Here is an 18,088-nt window from a genome sequence, read left to right on the forward strand (position 1 = left end):
CCGGTTTATACCTTCGTCAGACACCGAAAAATAACGACGATAACCGGGCAGACGCTCACCCGCGTCGCGGCGACTCGAGTTCGATATCGGCGTCCTCGAGCAACTCGGCGACCTCCTCGCGTTTCTCCTGGTGGTCGGCGAGGAACTCCTTCATGAGATCGGCGGCCTCCTCTTTGCAGTCACCACAGAGGCGCTCGCCGCCGACACACTCGTCGTAGACCTGTTTGGCGAAGTCGTCATCGTCGCCCGCAAGCAGGTAGGCGTACAGTTCGTACACCGGGCACTTGTCCGCCTCGCCGCCGAGTTCACGCTGTTGCTCGGCCGTCTCGCGTCCGCCCGTCGTCGCCGACTTCACTTTGTCGTAGCCGTCTTCGGGGTCGTCGAGCAGCGAGATGTGACTCGCCGGAATCGACGAGGACATCTTGCCGCCCGTGAGGCCGGTCATAAACCGGTGATAGATCGACGACGGCGGACGGAAGCCGTACCCGCCGTTATCGAGTTCGACCTCGCGGGCGAGCTCCTCGGCCGCGTCCCGCTCGAGGTCGAAGGCGTCGATGTGTTCGTCGAACACGCGCTTTTCACCGTCGATGGCGTCGATGAGCGCCTCGAAGGCCTCCTCCGTCCCGCGACGGTTCAGGAACCGGATTCGCGGTCGAAGCGGCTCCATGCCGGCGTTCTCGAGTTTCGATACCGCCGCCTCGAGGACGGCAGGTGAGATAGCGTCGGGCGAATCACTATCGCCAGTCAGGTTGCCCGCGTTCGCCTCGAGCCAGTCGGCGGCCTCGGTACATCGCGGGGTTTCCGGCTCCTCCGCGTACGCCTCGCGGGCGTCGTAGGCGTCGCCGATGGCCGTCAGTTCGGCTTCCGTCGCCTCGAAACTCGCGTAGGCAGTCGTCACGCCGAAGAATCGGGTCCTGGCGGCCAGGTCTCGCGCCAGCCTGACGTGTGGGTCCTGATCCGGGCCGACGGGAATGACCGTCGGTTTTGGCCCCTCGAGTTGTGGGTAGAGGATGTCGGCCATCTGCGTGACGACCGACTGCATGTGGGAGACGTCGGTCTCGCCGTCGAAGCCGTAGATAGCCTGCAGTTCGGAGTAGTTGGCGTCGATACCCAGTTCGAACGCCAGGTCCTGGACGTCCCGGTTGGTCGACTGTCGGTAGATGGTCCCCTCCTCGAGGTCGAACCCGAGTGCGAGCAACGAGAGCAGGTAGCTCCGTGCGTGCTCGTCGATTTCGTCCCAGGTCAGCCCGCGGGCCGCGTGGGCCTCGAGGTCGGCGATCAGCGCGTAGGCGTCCCCGCCCCGTTCCTGGTGCCAGATGATTTCGTCGAAGACGAGTTTGTGGCCGATGTGTGGATCGCCCGTCGGCATGAACCCCGAGAGAACGGCAAACGGATCGTCGTTACCCATCGCCTCGAGCACCGGTCGGTAATCGCGGTGGCCGAAGATGACGCCCCGTCGCATCAGATAATGCGGGTGCGGGACGGACTCGAGCAACGCGTCGAACTCCTCGATACCGAACGTTTCGAAGAGCTTGCGGTAGTCGGAGACGCTCGAGGAGCCCCACGGGTCGAGGGCGACGTCGTCTGCACCTGCTGCCCCACCGTCAGTCATCGGTTCCTCGCGAGCGTGGTCGTCGGTCATTAGTCCGGCATGGCCGCCGTGTGCGCAAAAATCTTCGCTTCCCGTGTGGTCGATCACCACGGTCGCGGCGACACCGGCCCCATCACTCCCTGCTCGAGTCGACGACGTGTGCCCCATCGGGCTCGAACCCGACCGTTACGGCTCCCGAAAGTGGGTCGGTCGTCCGCAGTCGGATCGAACGATCCTGCCACTCGAGGGTGACGCGCGTGGTCTCACCCAGGAACTCCGCGCTTTCGACGGTGCCCGTGAACGTGTTCGTCGTGGCTTCCCGCGAGAAGTGTTCAGGGCGAACACAGAAGGTGAGGGTGTCGCCGGGCTCGAGGGACGTTCCTTTCTCGACCTCGAGGTCGAAGGGCTGGTCAGTAACGTGAACCTGGACACGGGCGGCCCCGCCATCGCCCCGTTCGACGCGTTCGACTTCGCCGTCGAACACGTTGTTGTCACCGATGAAGTCGGCGACGAATCGGGTCGCCGGCTGGCGATAAATCGTCTGCGGCGGGGCCACCTGCTCGGGCGCACCGTCTCGCATGACTGCGACCCGGTCGGAGATCGCCAGCGCCTCCTCCTGGTCGTGGGTCACGTACACCGTCGTAATCCCCAGTTCGCGCTGGATCTGTTTTACCTGCACCCGAAGCCGCTCTCGGAGCTGGGCGTCGAGCGCGCTCATCGGCTCGTCGAGCAAGAGGATGTCCGGTCCCGGTGCCAGCGCGCGGGCGATGGCTACCCGCTGTTGTTGGCCGCCGGAAAGTTGGTCCGGGTCGCGCGCTTCCATCCCCTCGAGGTCGACCAACTCGAGCAGGTCGGCGACCCGCTGATCGCTCGAAATCCCACCCGGTGGGTCGGCAAAGTTGAGGCCGTAGGCGACGTTCTCACCGACGGTCATGTGCGGGAACAGCGCGTAGTTCTGGAAGACGACGCCGATGTCCCGGTCTTCGGGTGGGACGCCGGTAACGTCGTTCCCGCCGAAACGGATCCCTCCCGTCGTCGGTGCCTCGAAACCAGCGATGAGACGCAGCGTCGTCGTCTTCCCACAGCCCGAAGGGCCGACGAGCGTGAAAAACTCGCCCTCTCGAACGCGCAAATTCACGTCGTCGACCGCAGTCGTCTCGGCGTACTGTTTGCTCACTCCCTCGAGTGAGAGCGCGACTGGCGCATCGACGAACTCGTCGCCAACGTGCTCGAGTTCTACCGGAGTTCGCGAGCGCTCAGAGCCCAAAGCTCTCACCCCCGAGTCGGTCGATGATAACGAAACTGATCGACGTGACGACGAGCAAGACGACACCCATAGCGGTTGCCGGTCCGAGGCGACGACCGATGAAGCGTTCGATCGCGACCGGCATCGTGTACTCGTTGGTCCCCGTCGCCAGAATCACCGTCGAGGAGAACTCGCCCATCGAAATCGCGAGTGCGAACGCGGCCCCGGCGACCACGCCCGGCCAGACCAGCGGCAGTTCGATGTCGATCAGGGCGCGGGTCCTCGAGGCGCCGAGCGCACGCGCCGACTCGAGGAGACTGCGGTCGATGGCCTCGAAACCGGGGGCCACCGTCCGGACCACGAACGGGTAACAGGCCACTGCGTGGGCGGCGATGATGGCGAGCGCACCGGTAATCGTGAGTCGGTAGCTCCCGAGTTCGAAGCCGAAGACGGGACCCCGGAGCAGACCGATGCCGACGATGATGCCGGAGACCGCCAGCGGTGCCATGGCGACGACGTCGATGAGCTTGCGGCCGCGATAGCGCCGCGTCGTCAACACCGAGATGACGACCCCCATAGGAAGCGAGACGGCGAGCGCGGCCGCGGCAAAAAACAGTGAGTTGCGAATCGCCGGCCACGGTCGCACCTGGTAGGCCGTCCCCGTCGCCTGGCGGTCGATGAGGAACTGATAGTGGGCGGTCGTAAACCCGCCAGTCGGGCCGGCGACGCTGCGATACAGCAGGCTGAGAATCGGGGCGACGAAGACGAACAGCGCGATCACGCCGTAAATCGCCAGTCCAACTCGAGGTGTCAACTCTCGAGCCGAGAACGTCGGTGGCCTGAGCGATTTTCGAGGGAGCGGGCGCGCGCCGCGCGAGCGGACCGTGTGTTTGGCCTCATACCGGAGATAGGCGTAGAGCACGCCGAGGGAGATGACGAGCTCGACGATCGCCAGCGCGGCCGCCTCCGCGTAGTTCAGGTCCTGAATCAACTGATAGACGAACACCTCGACCGTCGCCAGCTGAATCCCGCCGAGCGCGAGAACGATGGGAAACGTGCCGAACGTAAAGACGAACGTCAGCGCGCCGCCCATCAACACGGCCGGATACAGCTGTGGGGCGACCACGTCGCGAAACGCTCGGAACGGACTCGCACCCAGACTGCGCGCGGTCTCGATAGCACTCGCATCGACGGACTCCCAGGCCGCCGTCGTCACCCGTGCGACCAGCGGCGCGTTATAAAAGGCGTGGGCGATGAGGATCGCCTCGAGACTGAACATGAGCGAGACGGGGCCGAGACCGAGCAGGCCGAGCACACCATTGAGCGTCCCCGTCTGGCCGAAGGTGGCGACGAAGCCGACGGCGACCATGATCGACGGGAGGACGAACGGAAGAATCGTCAGCGACCGCAGCGTCCGGCGGCCTCTGAACTCGTATCTGGCGAGTAAGTAGGCCATCGGCAACCCAAGCGCCAGCGACAGCACCATTGAGAGGATCGCCTGGTAGGTCGTGAAGCCGACGATGCCGAGTTTGCGGTCACTCGAGAGGAAATCCTCCATTACCGTGATCGGTGATTCCCCCGCGAACACGCGTGCGAGGTCACCGAAATAAAACGGGTCGCGCAACAAGTCGAGAAAGATAGCCAGCGTGACGGCCCCTTCGACCACGACCGACTCGACGAACACGGTCGCCACCGGGTAATAGAACATGAGGACCAGCAAGATCGTCGTCCCGAGAGCGCCCAGAGCGAGTGCCCGTCGCTCGAGGGAGTCGCGAACGCGTCGGCCGGCAGTAGGCTCCGTTTCAGTCATGGTTAGGAGGCGTCATCAGTCGGTAACTGTTGGCTGCCGGGTGGCATCGTCGCCTGGCAGATAGTCGGTCGTTGGTTCGTGACCGGCTCTTGTCTCGAGCGGCGTGGCCCTCGTGGCGCGGTTTCGACGGAAGCCGGTAGCTCCACCGTCAGTCGAAACAATCAGGTCGCCTCGAGGACACGGCATCGTATGACCGTCTTTGCACTGCTCCGCGTTTCGCCGATCACCGACGACGACATCACCGACGACGTCGCCGCCGCCATCGAGGCCCTCGAGGACTTCGACGTCGCCTACGAGACGACGCCCATGGCGACGACGCTCGAGGCCGATGACGTCCACGAACTGTTCGCCGCGTGTGCGGCCGCCCACGAGGCGGTCGACCACGGACACGTCCAGACACTCGTTCAGGTCGACGACAAGCGCGACGTCGAGATGACCGCGAGCGACAAAGTCGACGCCGTCGAGGGCACACTCGGCCGGGAAGCCAGCAGCGACCGCGACGCGTGATCGGCTTCGAACGCTCGAGTTCCTAACCGTTCGCGAAGACGGCACTCGTGCGCTCGAGCCAGCCACTGGTAAACAATCGGGCTCGAGCGGTCGCTCGAAGCCCGCTTTCGCTCCCCTTCGCAGTGCACGGGTCGCGGACACGACCGATCAGTTGTCGACGACCGTTCGGCCCCAGTCGTCGAGCCAGGTCGAGAGGTTGCCCTGTAGATCCTCGTAATCGAAGAAGACCGCTTCCTCGGGTTCCTGGGCGTACTCCTCGAAGACTTCGGGGAGCTCCGTCGTGTCGTTCGTCGGGCCGGTCACGTTGCGCTCGGCGACGACGGCCTGGACCTCAGGCTCGAGGACGAAATCCATGAATTCGTGGGCGAGGTCGTCGTTGGTGCTCTCGGCGAATCGAACGATGCCCGAGTAATTGGCGTAGGCCTGGTCGTTGAGCAACGCGACGCGGTGTTTCTCGAGGTCGTTGTCGAAGCGCTTGGCGTAGACGCGGTCGTTGGCGTAGGAGACGATGACGGGAATGTCGTCGTTCTCGAAGTTGGTATACACGTCGCTCCAGGAGTCGAGCACGCGAGTGTCGTTGTCCAGCAGGTCCTGCCAGTAATCGAGGTACGTGTACTCGCCCTCGTCGCCGAACTCGTTTATGCTCCAGAGCATGAACAGCTGGCCCGTCGTCCCGCGCTGCGGATTCGAAACGGCGAATTTGCCCTCGTAGGCAGGGTCGAGCAGGTCTTCGAACGTTTCGGGTTTCTCGACGTTGCGGCCGTCGTAGACGATGGCACACAGGCTCCGGTAGGTCGGGATGACCCGCCCCTGTGGGTCGAACTCGTGGTGCTCGCCGATGTCCTCGGCGTTCGAGAGGACCGAGCGATCCGTTTCGACGAAGAGGTCGTCGTCAGTGTTCTCGTCCGCTCGAAGCAGTTCGTGCGGGCTCAGCCCGTAGTACAGGTCGGGTTCGATGTCGACGCCCTCGTTGTGACGCTCGATGAAGTAGTTGAGTTCCTGCTCGGGCGTGTGCCACTCGAGAGTGGCGTCGTAGCGTTCTTCGAACTCGTCTTTGATCCAGACGCCCGGACTGTCACTGGGCGCGTCGATAAAGGAGTTGTACGTGGCGACGTGGAGCGTGTCGTCGTCACTGTCGCCCGTGATACTCCCGAGACAGCCAGCCAGGCCCGCGAGGCCCCCGGCAGCCATTCCACTGAGGTACGTTCGTCGCTTCATTACTCTGTGGTCGTACCTGGTGGTACGTAAGGGACTCGGTCCTGACTCGAAGGAGACTATCTCGGCGGGTGACACGACGGAGCAGGCTCACAGGGATTGTCGTCACAACGTACCGCAGAGCACCGACCCGTGGCGAGCACCCGGCGGTACGTGACTCGAGTAGATCCTGTCACTGGCTCAGCGACTCGAGCGTGGGGAGCGAAAGCCCACTCGAGCACACCGTGGGGTCCGGGTCGTCGAGGTCGAGTCGCCCGGTTTCGGCCAGCGTTCGAAGCGCGTAGAAGTTTCGCGCCTGTTCAGGAAGCGCCTCGAGTAACCGCGTCTCGACGGCACCGTCCCACGCCAGCGGATGGGTTCCCGGCTCGCGCCAGGCCGACCGCGGGGCGAGAAACGGCGGGAGCCAGTCGCCGTCGCGTTCGGTCCACTGCCGTTCCGGCGTGTGTCGCACCAGCGAAAGAACACGATCGGCCGGCTCGAGCGTCCGGTCGGTCAGCCGTGAGCGATCAACCGAGACACCGGTGACACGACGGTAGACCCTCGCGGCCAGTTCGGCGTGGAGCCCTTTCGCCCGCCGACGAGCCAGCGGCACCTGTGCCCAGGCGCGGACGTACGCCGGGTCCCAGAGCGGCAGCCACCACTCGAGGCCGGCGTCTTCGTAGGCCCGACAGTCCCCGTTCGTGAACGTCGACATCCGGCCGCGCCACTCCCAGCGTTCGTAGGCCGCACCAGCCGTTTCCGGCGAATCGATCGCTTCCGGTGACCTCTCGCCGAGCAACCCCTCGCGAATGCGCGCTCGCGCAGCCGTCCGGAAGACCTCGTCGTCGTACCCCCAGAGCGTGTAGTGTGTCTCGAGGACGTACTCGACGAGCGCCTCGAGGGTCGGCTCGATCAGCGGGGTCCCGTCCGTCCCCCCGTCGGCGTCGACCGCCGGCCCACAGCCGACGGTCGTCTCGTCGTCCGGCCGCCCTTCGCCGACGAATCGCGGCAATCGTTCGCTCGGCGTCGCCACGGTGTGTCCGGGGCAGTACAGTGCGTCTTCGGGGAGTCGTCCGGCCTCGAGCAAGCCCCGCAGAGCGGGCCACTCGGCCAGAAACGGGAGCGCGTCGCCCCCGAACGCCCACTCGCGGTAGCGACGGCCGGCGGTACCGTGATACCACCCGTGCCAGTCAGCCTGGCTGTAGGGGTAGAACTCCCAGCGAATCCCCAGTCGGGCGGCGACCTCGCGACTCATCTCGACGTCCGGGTGGCCCGAGCGACCGAAGGTGAACCCGATGACCTCGCGCCCGCGCTCGACCAGCGCCGACGCGAGCAGCCGGGAGTCGAACCCGCCCGACAGCGGGAGGACGATGGGGCGGTCCCCGGCAACCATCTCGAGTCGGTTCAGTGCGATCTCGAGGGCTGTCTCGAGGCGGTCGGCGTCCGCAGTCGGTCCGGCATCGCGTGACTCGGGTGTACTGTCGCGCCTCGGGGTCGTCCCACGACCGCCTCCCGCAGGCCAGTACTCCCGGTACGTGTGTCGACGGATGCCGTCGGCCTCGAGGGCGACGACCTCGCCGGGTTGAACGGCGTACACGCCGTCCCAGATCGTTTCTGGACCGGTAACGTACCGGGTCACCAGGAACTCGCGTTCGGTGATTGGGTCCCGTGGCGCATCGGTAGCGTCGCGGACGACGTTCCCGCGGTCGCTGACGAACCGGGCCGACTCGGCGTAGTACAGCGGAATCGACCGCGCCCCGTCGGCAACGAGATACGACCCGTCCTCACTCTCGAGGTCGACGACGGCGGCGAAAAAACCCTCGAGGGAGCCAGCACAGTCGGCGATGGCCTCGAGGGTGGCGTCGGCTTTGGCCGCCCCGTTCGGTTCGTCACCGTCGCCAGCAGCGGACGCGACGTCGGCCAGCACACGGCCAAACCGTTCGGCCAGCGCCACCCCCTCGAGAAGCCGATTGCCGTCGAACGCCCGGCCACGAACGGCCACTCCACGGGCTCGGACCCAGCCGTCGTCGTGGAGCGTCAGGTACATATCCAGCAACTCACCGGCGATCAAATAAATAGCCTCGGCTCGAGGTACCACTCGAGCGGCGACCGTCGCATCCCTCTGGTTTTGGTAGTCCTTTCAAAGTATTTGATAGTGATATTGTACCAAGTGCTTCTCATTCAATATTGTTTTGGTACAGCAGAAATAGTAGATCGGGAAGTGCGGTGTAACCACCGCGAGAAAGCGACTTCGAATCGAGTGTCCGAGCGCTCGCGTTCAGTCGGCCGCTTCGGCTGCATCGGCCGAACGTTCGGGATAGATATCCGCGACTTCCTCGTTGAATTTCTCGAGGATGACGCGACGTTTCTTCTTCATCGTGGGCGTCAACATCTCGTTTTCTTCGGTGAACTCCTCGGTGACCAGCTGGAACTGTTTGATGCGCTCGTGTTTCGCGAAGTTTTCGTTGACGGCGTCGACTTCTTCCTGAATCAGTGCGTTTGCCTGTTCGTTTTCGGTGACGCTCTCGTCGTCCTCGAGGTCGAGTTCCTCGCGCAGATACGCGAAGTTGGGAACGATGAGCGCGCCGACGAACTTCTCGCCGTCGCCGACGACCATACACTGCTCGACGACCTGACTCTGGGCGAACGAATCTTCGATGGGGGCCGGCGCGACGTTTTTCCCCGTCGAGAGCACCATGATCTGCTTCGAGCGTTCGTGGAAGACGAGATAGCCGTCAGGGCGGATCGTCACGATATCGCCGGTCCGGAACCAGCGACCCTCGTCGTCCTCGAAGAACGCCTCTGCAGTCTTACCCGGCTTGTTCCAGTAGCCTCGAGCGACGTTCGGCCCGTTGACGAGGAGTTCTCCTGTTTCGCCCTCGACGGAACCTGTCCCCTCCTTCGGGGCGACGCTCTCGTCGACTTTGACGCTGCAGCCTTCGACCGGAACGCCGATGGTCCCGATTTTCGGTTCCTCGGGCGGATTGGTCGTCACGACGGGCGAGGTTTCGGTGAGTCCGTACCCCTCGTAAATCGGGAGCCCCATGCCGTGATACAGCGTACAGAGGTCAGGCGAGAGCGTACCGCCGCCGCTGACGAGGAACTGGACGTTGCCGCCGAGTGCCTCTTTGACCTGGGAGAACACCAGCGAGTCGGCAATCTTCATTTTTATCCCGAGGAGGCCGCCAGGGCTGTCGGCCCGATAATAGTCCCGGCTGACGCCGGTCGCCCAGTTGAATATTCGCTCTTTGATCGGCGATTCGCTCGCCTGCTCGCGGATGGCGTCGTAAATTTTCTCGTAGACGCGTGGGACGCTGGTCGCCGTCGTCGGCCCGACCAGTTGAAAGTCCTCTTTGAGCGTGTCGGAGCTCTCCGCGTACGCGACACAGCCGCCGGCAGCGAACATCAGGAAGTGTCCCGCCGTCCGTTCGAATACGTGCGCTAGCGGCAGGAACGACACCGTCTGCGTGTCGGTATCGATGGACGGCGACCCCTCGGGTTTCCCCGGCCGCGGACCGTATCGTCGATACACCTGGTTGACGTTCTCGCGGAAGTTTCGATGGGTCAACTCGACACCCTTGGGCTGGCCCGTCGTCCCGCTCGTATAGATCAGGCTCGCCAGGTCGTCCGGCGTCCGTTTCTCGAGCCAGTCCGTAAACGCTTCCTCGTCGTACGCCTCGAGGCCGCGGTCGTAGACCTCCCGAAGCGTCATGACGTCCTCTCGCTCGCTCGCCGCCGAAGAGAGGGTGTCCATGCTGACGATGAACTCGAGTGCAAGCTCGTCTTCGACCTCGAGGACGCGCTCGAGGGCGGCCTCGTTTTCGACGACGACGCCGGTTGCGTCGGGATCGTCGAGTAGGTACTGCACCTGTGCGGGCGAGGAACTGCTGTAGACGGTGGTGATGACCGCGCCCGCGCTCAACAGGGCGAAGTCACACTGGGCCCACTCCATACGCGTACTCGCGAACATCCCAACGCGGTCACCAGCTTTGACACCCAGGTCACGAAACCCAGCGGCTAACACGCCGACGATTTCGCCCATCTCATCGTAGGTGAGCATCGCGAACTCGCCGTCTGGGGCGGGTTCGAACGCCGTTCTGGCAAGCGAGCGGTCGTAGATGCCACCCTTGTACCGCTGGGCCGGTTGCCCCTCGTTTCGCTCGACCGTCTTCGCGAACATCTGTGCGAGCGTATCCACCTCGAGTACCTCGTTGTCGAACTGCCGTTCGGATTCCCTCCAGTCCATGATATACATTATCAATTCTCACATTCCCTCTTGAACTATTCGGTCGTTCAGAGTGTTTTGGCCGCTCGAAGGTGATTTCACGCTCGAAAACTCGGAAAGGATCGTACGTGAGCAGCCGGGAAGGAACCGCGCCTGGAATCGGAACGGGACCGCCCGATTCGAAATGTGGGATTACGCGTCCGCGTAAATATCCTCGACTCGATCCTCGAATCGCTCGAGAATCACTCGACGCTTCTTTTTCATCGTCGGCGTCAACATCTCGTTATCCTCGGTGAACTCGACCGGCACGAGGCGGAACTGCTTGATCGTCTCGTGGCGTTCGAAGTTCTCGTTGACGCGGTCGACTTCCTTGCGAACGTAGTCGTGGACCCGGTCGTCAGTACAGATGGCCTCGCTATCGTCCGGCAGGTCGATCCCTTCGCGCTCGGCCCAGTCGCGGATGTGCTCGAGGTTGGGGACGATGAGCGCGCCGATGAACTTCTCGCCGTCGCCGACGACCATCGCCTGCTCGACGATCTCACTCGCGGCGAAGGCGTCCTCGATAGGTGCCGGGGCGACGTTTTTACCCGTCGAGAGGACGAGAATCTGTTTGACTCGCTCGCGGAACTCGAGGTAGCCGTCCGGTCGGAGATGGACGATATCGCCGGTACGGAACCAGCGCCCGTCCTCGTCCTCGAGGAACGCGCGTTCCGTAGCGGCAGGTTTCTCCCAGTAGCCCTCGGTGACGTTCGGCCCCTGGACGAGGAGTTCGCCGACCTCGCCGGGGTCGTCGAACACGTCCTGGTCGGCCACCGACTCGTCGATTCGCAACTCGACGTCCGGCAGCGCCGGCCCGATAGTGCCGATGATGGGCGCTTCGGGCGGGTTGACGCTGACGACGGGTGCGGTTTCGGTCAGGCCGTAGCCCTCGTAAATCGGCAACCCCATGCCGTGATACAGCGTACAGAGGTCGGCCGAGAGGCTGCCGCCGCCGCTGATGAGTAGTTCGATGTTGCCGCCCAGGGCCTCCTTGACCTGGGAAAACACGAGTCGATCCGCGAGAGCGTGTTTTGCCGACAGCACGGGACCGGGGTCATCCGCGCTGGCGTAGTCGACGCCAACGTCGGTTGCCCAGTTGAATATCCGCTCTTTGACCGGCGATTCGCTCGCCTGCTCGCGGATGGCGTCGTAAATTTTCTCGTAGACACGCGGCACGCTGGTCGCCGTCGACGGCCCCACCGCACCGAAGTCGTCTTTGAGCGTGTCCGGGCTCTCGGCGTAGGCCACGCAGGCCCCGCTGGCAAACATCAGGAAATGCCCGGCGGTCCGTTCGAAGACGTGCGCCAACGGCAGGAACGACACCGTCTGCGCCCGCTCGTCGATCACGGGCACGTCAGCCGGTTTGTCCGGCCGAGGACCGTAGCGCTTGCGGATCTGATTGACGTTCGACCGGAAATTGCCGTGGGTCAACTGGACCCCCTTTGGCTGGCCCGTCGTCCCGCTCGTGTAGATCAGACTCGCCAGGTCGTCTTGCCCGGGTTCGTCGACCCACGTCTGGTAGGTCTCGAGGTCGAACACGTCCTTCCCGCGGGCATACACTGCATCCAGGGTATAGACGTCCTCGCGTTCGGCGACCTCACCCGACAGTTCGTCCATGCTGACGATACACTCGAGGTCCAGCTGGTCTTCGACCTCGAGCACGCGCTCGAAGAGCGCCTGATTCTCGACGACGACGGCGTCGGCACCGGGGTCCTCGAGCAGGTACCGAATCTGATCCGGCGACGAGCTTTTGTAGACCGTCGTGACGACCGCACCGGCGCTCAACAGGGCGAAGTCACACTGGGCCCACTCCATCCGCGTGCTCGAGAACATGCCGACGCGGTCGCCGCGCTCGATACCGAGGTCGCGAAAGCCGGCGGCCAGCGACCGGACGATGTCGCGCATATCGGTATACGAGATTGCGCGAAACTCGCCCGCCGGTGCGGCAGCGAGCACGTCGTTCGTCAGCGACCGATCGTAGACGCCTCCCTTGTATCGCTGGGCCGGCCGATTCGGGTGTCGTTCGGCAGCGTCCTCGAACAGCCGCCCGAGGCTGGTCGTCCCGATCACCTCGTCGTCGTACTCGCGTTCTGCATCCCGCCAGTTCATACCCGTGTGACAGAACCTCCCGGGCGATAAAACGTGAGGGAACGGTTTGCACGACGTTTCCGGTTTATTACTGAGTGTTTGTCTCAGACCGGCCCAGTCCGTCGCTGTCGGATGAGACGACAACCCTACGGTGGAGCGGACGCCCATCGGACGTAGACGTTCGTTACCTGCATCGTGTCGGCGTGGTACGTCTCCGTTGCCTCCTCGAGCCACTCGAGATCGGTCGGGAGACAACACAGGCAGATCGTCTCGTATCCTCGTTCGTCCGCGATCGAAGCAACGTCAGCAGCCAGCAACTGGACTCGTTTCTCCGGGATCCAGCGGGCGATGTACCCCGGTGTGAGGTAGCCGGTCACGAGAAACGCAACGGCCACGGGGAAAACGGCGAGGCTGACGAACACCGTTCCGCCCAGAACGACGCCCCAGCCCACGAACCCGGTCACGACGCGCAGCCGTAGACCCAGTCTCCAGTTCTCGAGTGATCGCCAGAGTGCACTCGAGACCGGAACGATCGTTGCCACCGCACCGACGAGCACGAGTGCACTCGGAGCAACCACAGCCATCGAGAGCAAGACGAGCCAGTTGGCCACCATTGAAACGAGCGAGCGGGCGGCCAAAACCGAATCAGCGACGTACCCAACGCGGTGGATCGGACGGTCGTCGTTCGCCTGCTTTAGAGCACCATAGAAGTCGGCTGTTGCTCCCAGTTCACGCCTGACGACACGTTCCATCGTATCGACCATCGTCATATACAGACACATCGCCATCCAGAAAACGGGCGTCCGAAGGGCGAACACGAGATACTCCCGCGGAAATCGACCGAACACCGGGTCGTACAGCATAATGGCGTCGGATCCCTGTGTGAATTCCCAGAAGTCGTCTTCGAAGGCCGCTGGGTCTGACCCGAACAACCGAAGGGATTTCATAATCGCAACGTTCGTTGATTACAACAAATACCTACCGGAATAAGACGCCAGAAGCGATCAGGCCGTCCGGAACTCGTCGTCGACGATGATCGGTTCGACGGTCGCGTGTACTTCCCAGTCGCTCGCGAAGACCCTCCACGTTCACGATATCTTTGATTTTGCCGAACCGACGGGGAATAGCCTCGAGTGCTTTCGGCGAAAGTACCAGAACGCGTTTACAGGCTATTCGCCTCACTCAGGGTATGGAATCCAACGGAGCGTGTAACCGCCGCCACATGTTAGGCATTCTCGGAACGGGAACGGTAGTTGGTGTCGCCGGCTGTCTCGGCACGAACGATGACGACGGCCCCGGGGACGACGCCGATATCGAAGAAGCAGTCGAGTTCCCCGCCGAACGAGCGTGTGCCGTCTGTAGCATGGTCACCGAAGAGTATCCAGACTGGAACGCCCAGCTGGTCCACGAGGACGGCACCCGTGAGTTCTTCTGCTCTGCGGGCTGTATGGCCGCATACTACGCCGCTCCAGAGGCGTTCGACGGACCGGATGTTGCCGTGGCAAACGTCTGGGTGACCGAATACGAGACGGGCGAACTCATCGACGCCTCGGAGGCGGTCTTCGTCCGCGTAAGCCATTCGGACCACGTCGACGACATCATGATGAAGAACCCAACGCCGTTCGCCGAGCGTAGCGACGCCGAGGCATTCATCGACGAGTTCGACGAGTACGACGAAGACGACATTATCACCCTCGAGGACTTCGACATGGACCTCGCGACGTTCTATCGCGGTCGGTTCTTCGAGTCGTCGGACGATGGAGATACCGGCCACGACCATTGAAAGAACGTATCGTTTCCCGACGAAAGGCCGGAGTCAGAGTCCTCGTGCGATTGGGCGTGCGCTGACTTCCGGACGCGCGAGACTATGCCGTCCGGAACTCGCCGCCGTCGACGACGATCGATTCGGCGGTCACGTGTGCTGCCCAGTCGCTCGCGAGGAACGTCGCCACGTTCGCGACGTCCTCGGGTTGCCCGAATCGACGGAGTGGAATAGCCTCGAGGGCTGCATCCTCGTCCTCGCCACCGATGATGGGGAAGTCGGTCGTCGTCATTTCGGTCTCGATAACGCCGGGGTGAATCGAGTTGACCCGAATTCCGTGTGGGCCGACCTCACCCGCCAGGCCGTACGTGAGCATCCGCACCCCGCCTTTGGCGAGGCTGTAGGGTGTGATGTTCGGATAGCCGACCAGTCCCGCAACGCTCGACATGTTGATAATGGAGCCGCCCACTTCACGCTCGAGCATCGTTTCGGTCGCGACCTGACAGCCGGTGAAGACCCCCTCGACGTTGACCGCGAGTAACTGCTGGAAATCGGCCGGGTCGACGTCCTGAATCGGCCCGACTGGGCCGACCATCCCGGCGTTGTTCACCATAATATCGAGGCCACCAAGGTCGGTAGCCGCCTCGACGGCCGCCTCGAGGTCGCCGCGTTCGGTGACGTCACACTCGACGAACGTCGCCGTCGAGTCGGTTTCGTCGTCGATTATTTCGTGAATCGGTTCGCCGCCCTCTCTGGGTTCTGGCTGCAAGTCGGCGACGACGACCGACGCACCCTGTTTCGCGTAGGTGTGTGCAATTTCGCGACCGATCCCGCTGGCACCGCCAGTGATCACGGCAGTTTTGTTCGCAAGGAGTGGTTCCATACCGTGATGTCAACGCAGATGGGAATAAAGCTACAGTCTGTTCCCGACAGCTGGGACGGAGCGATAGGAGACCCGATGATTCGGCACTCGAAAGTGTGTCCTACGTCGATAGCCACTCTGCGTCGAGGTCAATCGCGTCCGGCGGGCGTTCGCCCTCGAGCGCTGCAGCCACGTTCCTCGCTGCCGTTTCGTTCAGTTCTCGCTTGGACGCCTCGGAGTACCACGCCGTATGCGGGGTACAGATGACGTCGTTTCGCTCGAGCAACGGCGACCCGTTCGGCGGTTCCGCCGCAAAGACGTCCAGACCAGCACCGGCGAGTTCGTCGGCCTCGAGCGCCGAAAGCAGGGCATCCTCGTCGATGATCCCGCCCCGGCCGACGTTGACGATGACCGCGTGCTCGGGGAGTCGGGAGAACGCCGCGGCGTCGAACATACCCGCTGTCTCCGGCGTGAGCGGAGCGTGAACCGAAACGGCATCGCTCGAGTCGAGTAGCGTCTCGAAGTCGACGCTGGTGGCATCGCAGTCGGCAACCGTTTCGTCGTCCACGTATGGGTCGTAGACGAGCACGTCGACGTCGAGTCCGGACAGGAGTTCGACGAACCGCTGGGCGATGGAGCCAAAGGAAACGACACCTACCGTCGACCCAACCAGCCGCGGTGCTGGAGCCCCGACCGTCCAGTCCCACGCGCCCTCACTCATCGCCCGGTTGTGAGCGACCAGCCCCCGGCGGGCACCGAGCAGCAACGACAGCGCGTGTGTCGCTACCTCGTCCACCGAGTACAGTGGCACGTTCGTGACCCAGACGTCGTCTTCGGCGGCCGCCTCGTGGTCGATGTTGTCGACGCCGGTGCCGAGTCTCGCGACTATCTCGAGCGACGGATGGCCCCTGAAAACCTCGGCAGGAACGGGTATGTCGGTGTGAGCGACGATGCCATCGGCCGCCGGTGCGTTCGCGAGCGCACTCGGTTCATCCCCTTCGATGAAATGAAAGGTCGCGTCGGTGAGAAGTCGTTCGAAAACGGCCGGTTCCACGTTCGGTTTGTCGGGAAGCAAGACAGTGTGAGTCATGGGCGTCGAGTGGTGTAACGAGCGCAACGAGTGGTCGGTTTGTACGACCTATTCCGATTCAGCACGGACGAACGTCACCGGACACGGCGACGACAGCAGGACTTCCTGTGCCGTCGAGCCGAAGACTGCCTTGCCGGTCGGGGAGCGTTTTCGACCGCCGACGATGACGCGGTCGGCGTCGACGTCCTCTGCGAGGTTGACGATGGTCTCGCCGTGTTCACCAACCGCACCACGGACGAGGTAACTGACGTCGGCCTCCTCGAGCGTCGAGGCTAGATCACGGATCGTCGCGTGTCGTCCAGCGACGTCGTTCGGGTCGACGGCTTCGTGGTCCGGGTCGAAGTCGAGTCTGTCGAGAACGTCGTCGTACTCATCGCGCGTGAACACGTGACCAAGTACGACCGTCGTCCCGGCCGGTTTAGCGACTTCGATAACCGTCTCTGCGAGTTCGTCGGTACGTTCGGCGTCTCCGGGTCCGACAGCGAGCAAGACCGTTTTGAGTGTCATATCACTACAACAGACCCCTACTGACTTAAACGTTGATAATTTACTCAGTCTCGAGTAATTATTTGACCTTCCGAGAGTCGCCGGAAGCGTTCGTGGGTGACGGGGACCGTTATACGTTACGAGACCCAACGATGGTACCGATGGACGGACCCGACCTCAGCGGACAGACCGTGCTGGTCACCGGCAGTGCTCGCGGCGTCGGCCGCGAACTCCTCTTAGCGACCGCAAGACAGGGCGCGAAAACCGCGGTACACTACCACTCGAGTGCCGACGAAGCGAACGCAGTCGCCGAGCTCGCTCGAAAAGCGGGTGCCCCCGCCGTGACGACCGTCCAGGGAGACGTCACCGACCCCGATTCGGTCGACGCGCTCTTTGACGCCCTCGAGGCAGACCTCGGCAGCGTCGACTGTCTCGTCAACAACGTGGGCGATTTCGCCCCACAACACTGGGAGGCAATCGACTTCGAAAGCTGGAATCGGGTGCTCGAGACCAACCTCAATGGCACTTATCTCTGTTCGAAACGCGCACTACCTGGCATGCGCGAGCGTGGCTACGGCCGCATCGTCAACGTCGGCTACGCCTCGAGCGAGAAGGGACTCGTAAGTCCGAAGAACTTCCCGTACTTCGTCGCCAAAGCTGGCGTCATCATGTTCACACGAATGCTCGCTGCCGACACCAACGACGACGGGATTACGGTAAACGCCATCTCACCGTACGTCGTCGAGAACTCCGACGAGTTCCCCGAAACCCTCCCCCGTGGGCGACCCGCGAGTTTCGAGGACATGACTCGCCCCTTGCTCTGGTTTCTCGATCCCGAAGCGAACTACGTCAGCGGCCAGAACGTCGAAATCGACGGAGGCTGGCTTCCGGAACAAGTATGACAGACACATCCAAGCCCCTCGAGACCAAATCGGACCCTATGGAACCGAACGTCGGCGGCTTCGACCGAACCGTCCGAATCACACTGGGCGTGCTCGCCCTGTCACTCGCACTCGCCATTGGCTCGAGTACGGCCTTCTCGGCTGACACGCGGGTACTCAGCGTCGTCGTGAGCCTCCTCCTCGGCGGCTTCCTGCTCACAAGCGCGCTAACCCGCCGCTGTCTCGGCAATCGGCTGCTGGGTATCGACACCTGTGAGCGATAGCGGCTTCCCAAGCCTGAACGGGT

At 63.3% G+C, this 18,088-nt stretch carries 15 protein-coding genes; 4 read left to right on the plus strand and 11 right to left on the minus strand.

Features of this window, described 5'->3' with window-relative positions:
* Window positions 1-55 precede the first annotated feature (55 nt).
* The 3 genes from NLK60_RS09610 to NLK60_RS09620 all read right to left on the minus strand — a co-directional run bounded on the left by NLK60_RS09610 (window position 56) and on the right by NLK60_RS09620 (window position 4,647).
* Window positions 56-1,642 (minus strand): tryptophan--tRNA ligase, encoded by a 1,587-nt coding sequence (locus tag NLK60_RS09610; protein ID WP_254807579.1) that lies wholly within the window; start codon window positions 1,640-1,642, stop codon window positions 56-58.
* A gap of 82 nt (window positions 1,643-1,724) precedes the next feature.
* The gene (locus NLK60_RS09615) at window positions 1,725-2,858 is read right to left on the minus strand and encodes an ABC transporter ATP-binding protein (RefSeq protein ID WP_254807580.1); all 1,134 of its coding nucleotides are present in this window, start codon (window positions 2,856-2,858) and stop codon (window positions 1,725-1,727) included.
* Window positions 2,848-4,647, minus strand: coding sequence for an ABC transporter permease (locus tag NLK60_RS09620; protein ID WP_254807581.1), 1,800 nt, complete (start codon window positions 4,645-4,647; stop codon window positions 2,848-2,850). Before NLK60_RS09620 ends, NLK60_RS09615 begins: the two co-directional genes overlap by 11 nt.
* 189 nt (window positions 4,648-4,836) lie before the next feature.
* On the opposite strand from NLK60_RS09620, the gene NLK60_RS09625 reads away from it, so the two are divergent.
* The gene (locus tag NLK60_RS09625) at window positions 4,837-5,154 is read left to right on the plus strand and encodes a thiamine-binding protein (RefSeq protein ID WP_254807582.1); all 318 of its coding nucleotides are present in this window, start codon (window positions 4,837-4,839) and stop codon (window positions 5,152-5,154) included.
* Between the two features lie 147 nt (window positions 5,155-5,301).
* Here NLK60_RS09625 and NLK60_RS09630 read toward each other — a convergent pair whose 3' ends face one another.
* From NLK60_RS09630 to NLK60_RS09650, 5 genes are all read right to left on the minus strand, one after another.
* Window positions 5,302-6,372, minus strand: a complete 1,071-nt coding sequence (locus tag NLK60_RS09630; protein ID WP_254807583.1) for a thiamine ABC transporter substrate-binding protein — start codon at window positions 6,370-6,372, stop codon at window positions 5,302-5,304.
* A gap of 169 nt (window positions 6,373-6,541) precedes the next feature.
* Window positions 6,542-8,395 (minus strand): asparagine synthase-related protein, encoded by a 1,854-nt coding sequence (locus NLK60_RS09635; protein WP_254807584.1) that lies wholly within the window; start codon window positions 8,393-8,395, stop codon window positions 6,542-6,544.
* A gap of 231 nt (window positions 8,396-8,626) precedes the next feature.
* The gene (locus tag NLK60_RS09640) at window positions 8,627-10,594 is read right to left on the minus strand and encodes an AMP-dependent synthetase/ligase (protein ID WP_254807585.1); all 1,968 of its coding nucleotides are present in this window, start codon (window positions 10,592-10,594) and stop codon (window positions 8,627-8,629) included.
* Between the two features lie 171 nt (window positions 10,595-10,765).
* A complete protein-coding gene (locus NLK60_RS09645; RefSeq protein WP_254807586.1) occupies window positions 10,766-12,721 on the minus strand; it encodes an AMP-dependent synthetase/ligase in 1,956 nt (651 codons plus the stop codon).
* A gap of 125 nt (window positions 12,722-12,846) precedes the next feature.
* Complete coding sequence (locus tag NLK60_RS09650; RefSeq protein WP_254807587.1) at window positions 12,847-13,647, minus strand: hypothetical protein; 801 nt, start codon at window positions 13,645-13,647, stop codon at window positions 12,847-12,849.
* Between the two features lie 242 nt (window positions 13,648-13,889).
* Between NLK60_RS09650 and NLK60_RS09655 the strand changes: the two genes are divergently transcribed.
* A complete protein-coding gene (locus NLK60_RS09655; protein ID WP_254807588.1) occupies window positions 13,890-14,483 on the plus strand; it encodes a nitrous oxide reductase accessory protein NosL in 594 nt (197 codons plus the stop codon).
* A gap of 82 nt (window positions 14,484-14,565) precedes the next feature.
* Here the strand turns inward: NLK60_RS09655 and NLK60_RS09660 are convergent, their stop codons facing one another.
* The 3 genes from NLK60_RS09660 to NLK60_RS09670 all read right to left on the minus strand — a co-directional run bounded on the left by NLK60_RS09660 (window position 14,566) and on the right by NLK60_RS09670 (window position 16,921).
* A complete protein-coding gene (locus NLK60_RS09660; RefSeq protein WP_254807589.1) occupies window positions 14,566-15,345 on the minus strand; it encodes an SDR family oxidoreductase in 780 nt (259 codons plus the stop codon).
* Window positions 15,346-15,445: 100 nt separating this feature from the next.
* On the minus strand, window positions 15,446-16,414 hold the full coding sequence (locus NLK60_RS09665) for a C-terminal binding protein (protein ID WP_254807590.1): 969 nt from the start codon (window positions 16,412-16,414) through the stop codon (window positions 15,446-15,448).
* A 48-nt stretch (window positions 16,415-16,462) separates the two neighbouring features.
* Window positions 16,463-16,921, minus strand: a complete 459-nt coding sequence (locus NLK60_RS09670) for a universal stress protein (RefSeq protein ID WP_254807591.1) — start codon at window positions 16,919-16,921, stop codon at window positions 16,463-16,465.
* Between the two features lie 140 nt (window positions 16,922-17,061).
* On the opposite strand from NLK60_RS09670, the gene NLK60_RS09675 reads away from it, so the two are divergent.
* Together NLK60_RS09675 and NLK60_RS09680 are read left to right on the plus strand one after the other, a co-directional pair.
* Complete coding sequence (locus NLK60_RS09675; RefSeq protein ID WP_254810457.1) at window positions 17,062-17,802, plus strand: SDR family NAD(P)-dependent oxidoreductase; 741 nt, start codon at window positions 17,062-17,064, stop codon at window positions 17,800-17,802.
* Complete coding sequence (locus NLK60_RS09680; RefSeq protein ID WP_254807592.1) at window positions 17,799-18,065, plus strand: YgaP family membrane protein; 267 nt, start codon at window positions 17,799-17,801, stop codon at window positions 18,063-18,065. The genes NLK60_RS09675 and NLK60_RS09680 overlap by 4 nt, the downstream gene beginning before the upstream one ends.
* Window positions 18,066-18,088: the final 23 nt, after the last annotated feature.

Source organism: Natronosalvus amylolyticus, from assembly GCF_024298845.1.
GTDB classification, from domain to species: domain Archaea; phylum Halobacteriota; class Halobacteria; order Halobacteriales; family Natrialbaceae; genus Natronosalvus; species Natronosalvus amylolyticus.

What these genes read in the sequence shown, in the direction of transcription:
- NLK60_RS09610 (WP_254807579.1), bottom strand. Translation starts at nt 1,642, where the DNA reads ATGACCGACGACCACGCTCGCGAGGAACCGATGACTGACGGTGGGGCA.
- NLK60_RS09620 (WP_254807581.1), bottom strand. Translation starts at nt 4,647, where the DNA reads ATGACTGAAACGGAGCCTACTGCCGGCCGACGCGTTCGCGACTCCCTC.
- NLK60_RS09655 (WP_254807588.1), top strand. Translation starts at nt 13,890, where the DNA reads ATGGAATCCAACGGAGCGTGTAACCGCCGCCACATGTTAGGCATTCTC.
- NLK60_RS09680 (WP_254807592.1), top strand. Translation starts at nt 17,799, where the DNA reads ATGACAGACACATCCAAGCCCCTCGAGACCAAATCGGACCCTATGGAA.
- NLK60_RS09635 (WP_254807584.1), bottom strand. Translation starts at nt 8,395, where the DNA reads ATGTACCTGACGCTCCACGACGACGGCTGGGTCCGAGCCCGTGGAGTG.
- NLK60_RS09650 (WP_254807587.1), bottom strand. Translation starts at nt 13,647, where the DNA reads ATGAAATCCCTTCGGTTGTTCGGGTCAGACCCAGCGGCCTTCGAAGAC.
- NLK60_RS09640 (WP_254807585.1), bottom strand. Translation starts at nt 10,594, where the DNA reads ATGGACTGGAGGGAATCCGAACGGCAGTTCGACAACGAGGTACTCGAG.
- NLK60_RS09665 (WP_254807590.1), bottom strand. Translation starts at nt 16,414, where the DNA reads ATGACTCACACTGTCTTGCTTCCCGACAAACCGAACGTGGAACCGGCC.
- NLK60_RS09675 (WP_254810457.1), top strand. Translation starts at nt 17,062, where the DNA reads ATGGACGGACCCGACCTCAGCGGACAGACCGTGCTGGTCACCGGCAGT.
- NLK60_RS09670 (WP_254807591.1), bottom strand. Translation starts at nt 16,921, where the DNA reads ATGACACTCAAAACGGTCTTGCTCGCTGTCGGACCCGGAGACGCCGAA.
- NLK60_RS09625 (WP_254807582.1), top strand. Translation starts at nt 4,837, where the DNA reads ATGACCGTCTTTGCACTGCTCCGCGTTTCGCCGATCACCGACGACGAC.
- NLK60_RS09630 (WP_254807583.1), bottom strand. Translation starts at nt 6,372, where the DNA reads ATGAAGCGACGAACGTACCTCAGTGGAATGGCTGCCGGGGGCCTCGCG.
- NLK60_RS09645 (WP_254807586.1), bottom strand. Translation starts at nt 12,721, where the DNA reads ATGAACTGGCGGGATGCAGAACGCGAGTACGACGACGAGGTGATCGGG.
- NLK60_RS09660 (WP_254807589.1), bottom strand. Translation starts at nt 15,345, where the DNA reads ATGGAACCACTCCTTGCGAACAAAACTGCCGTGATCACTGGCGGTGCC.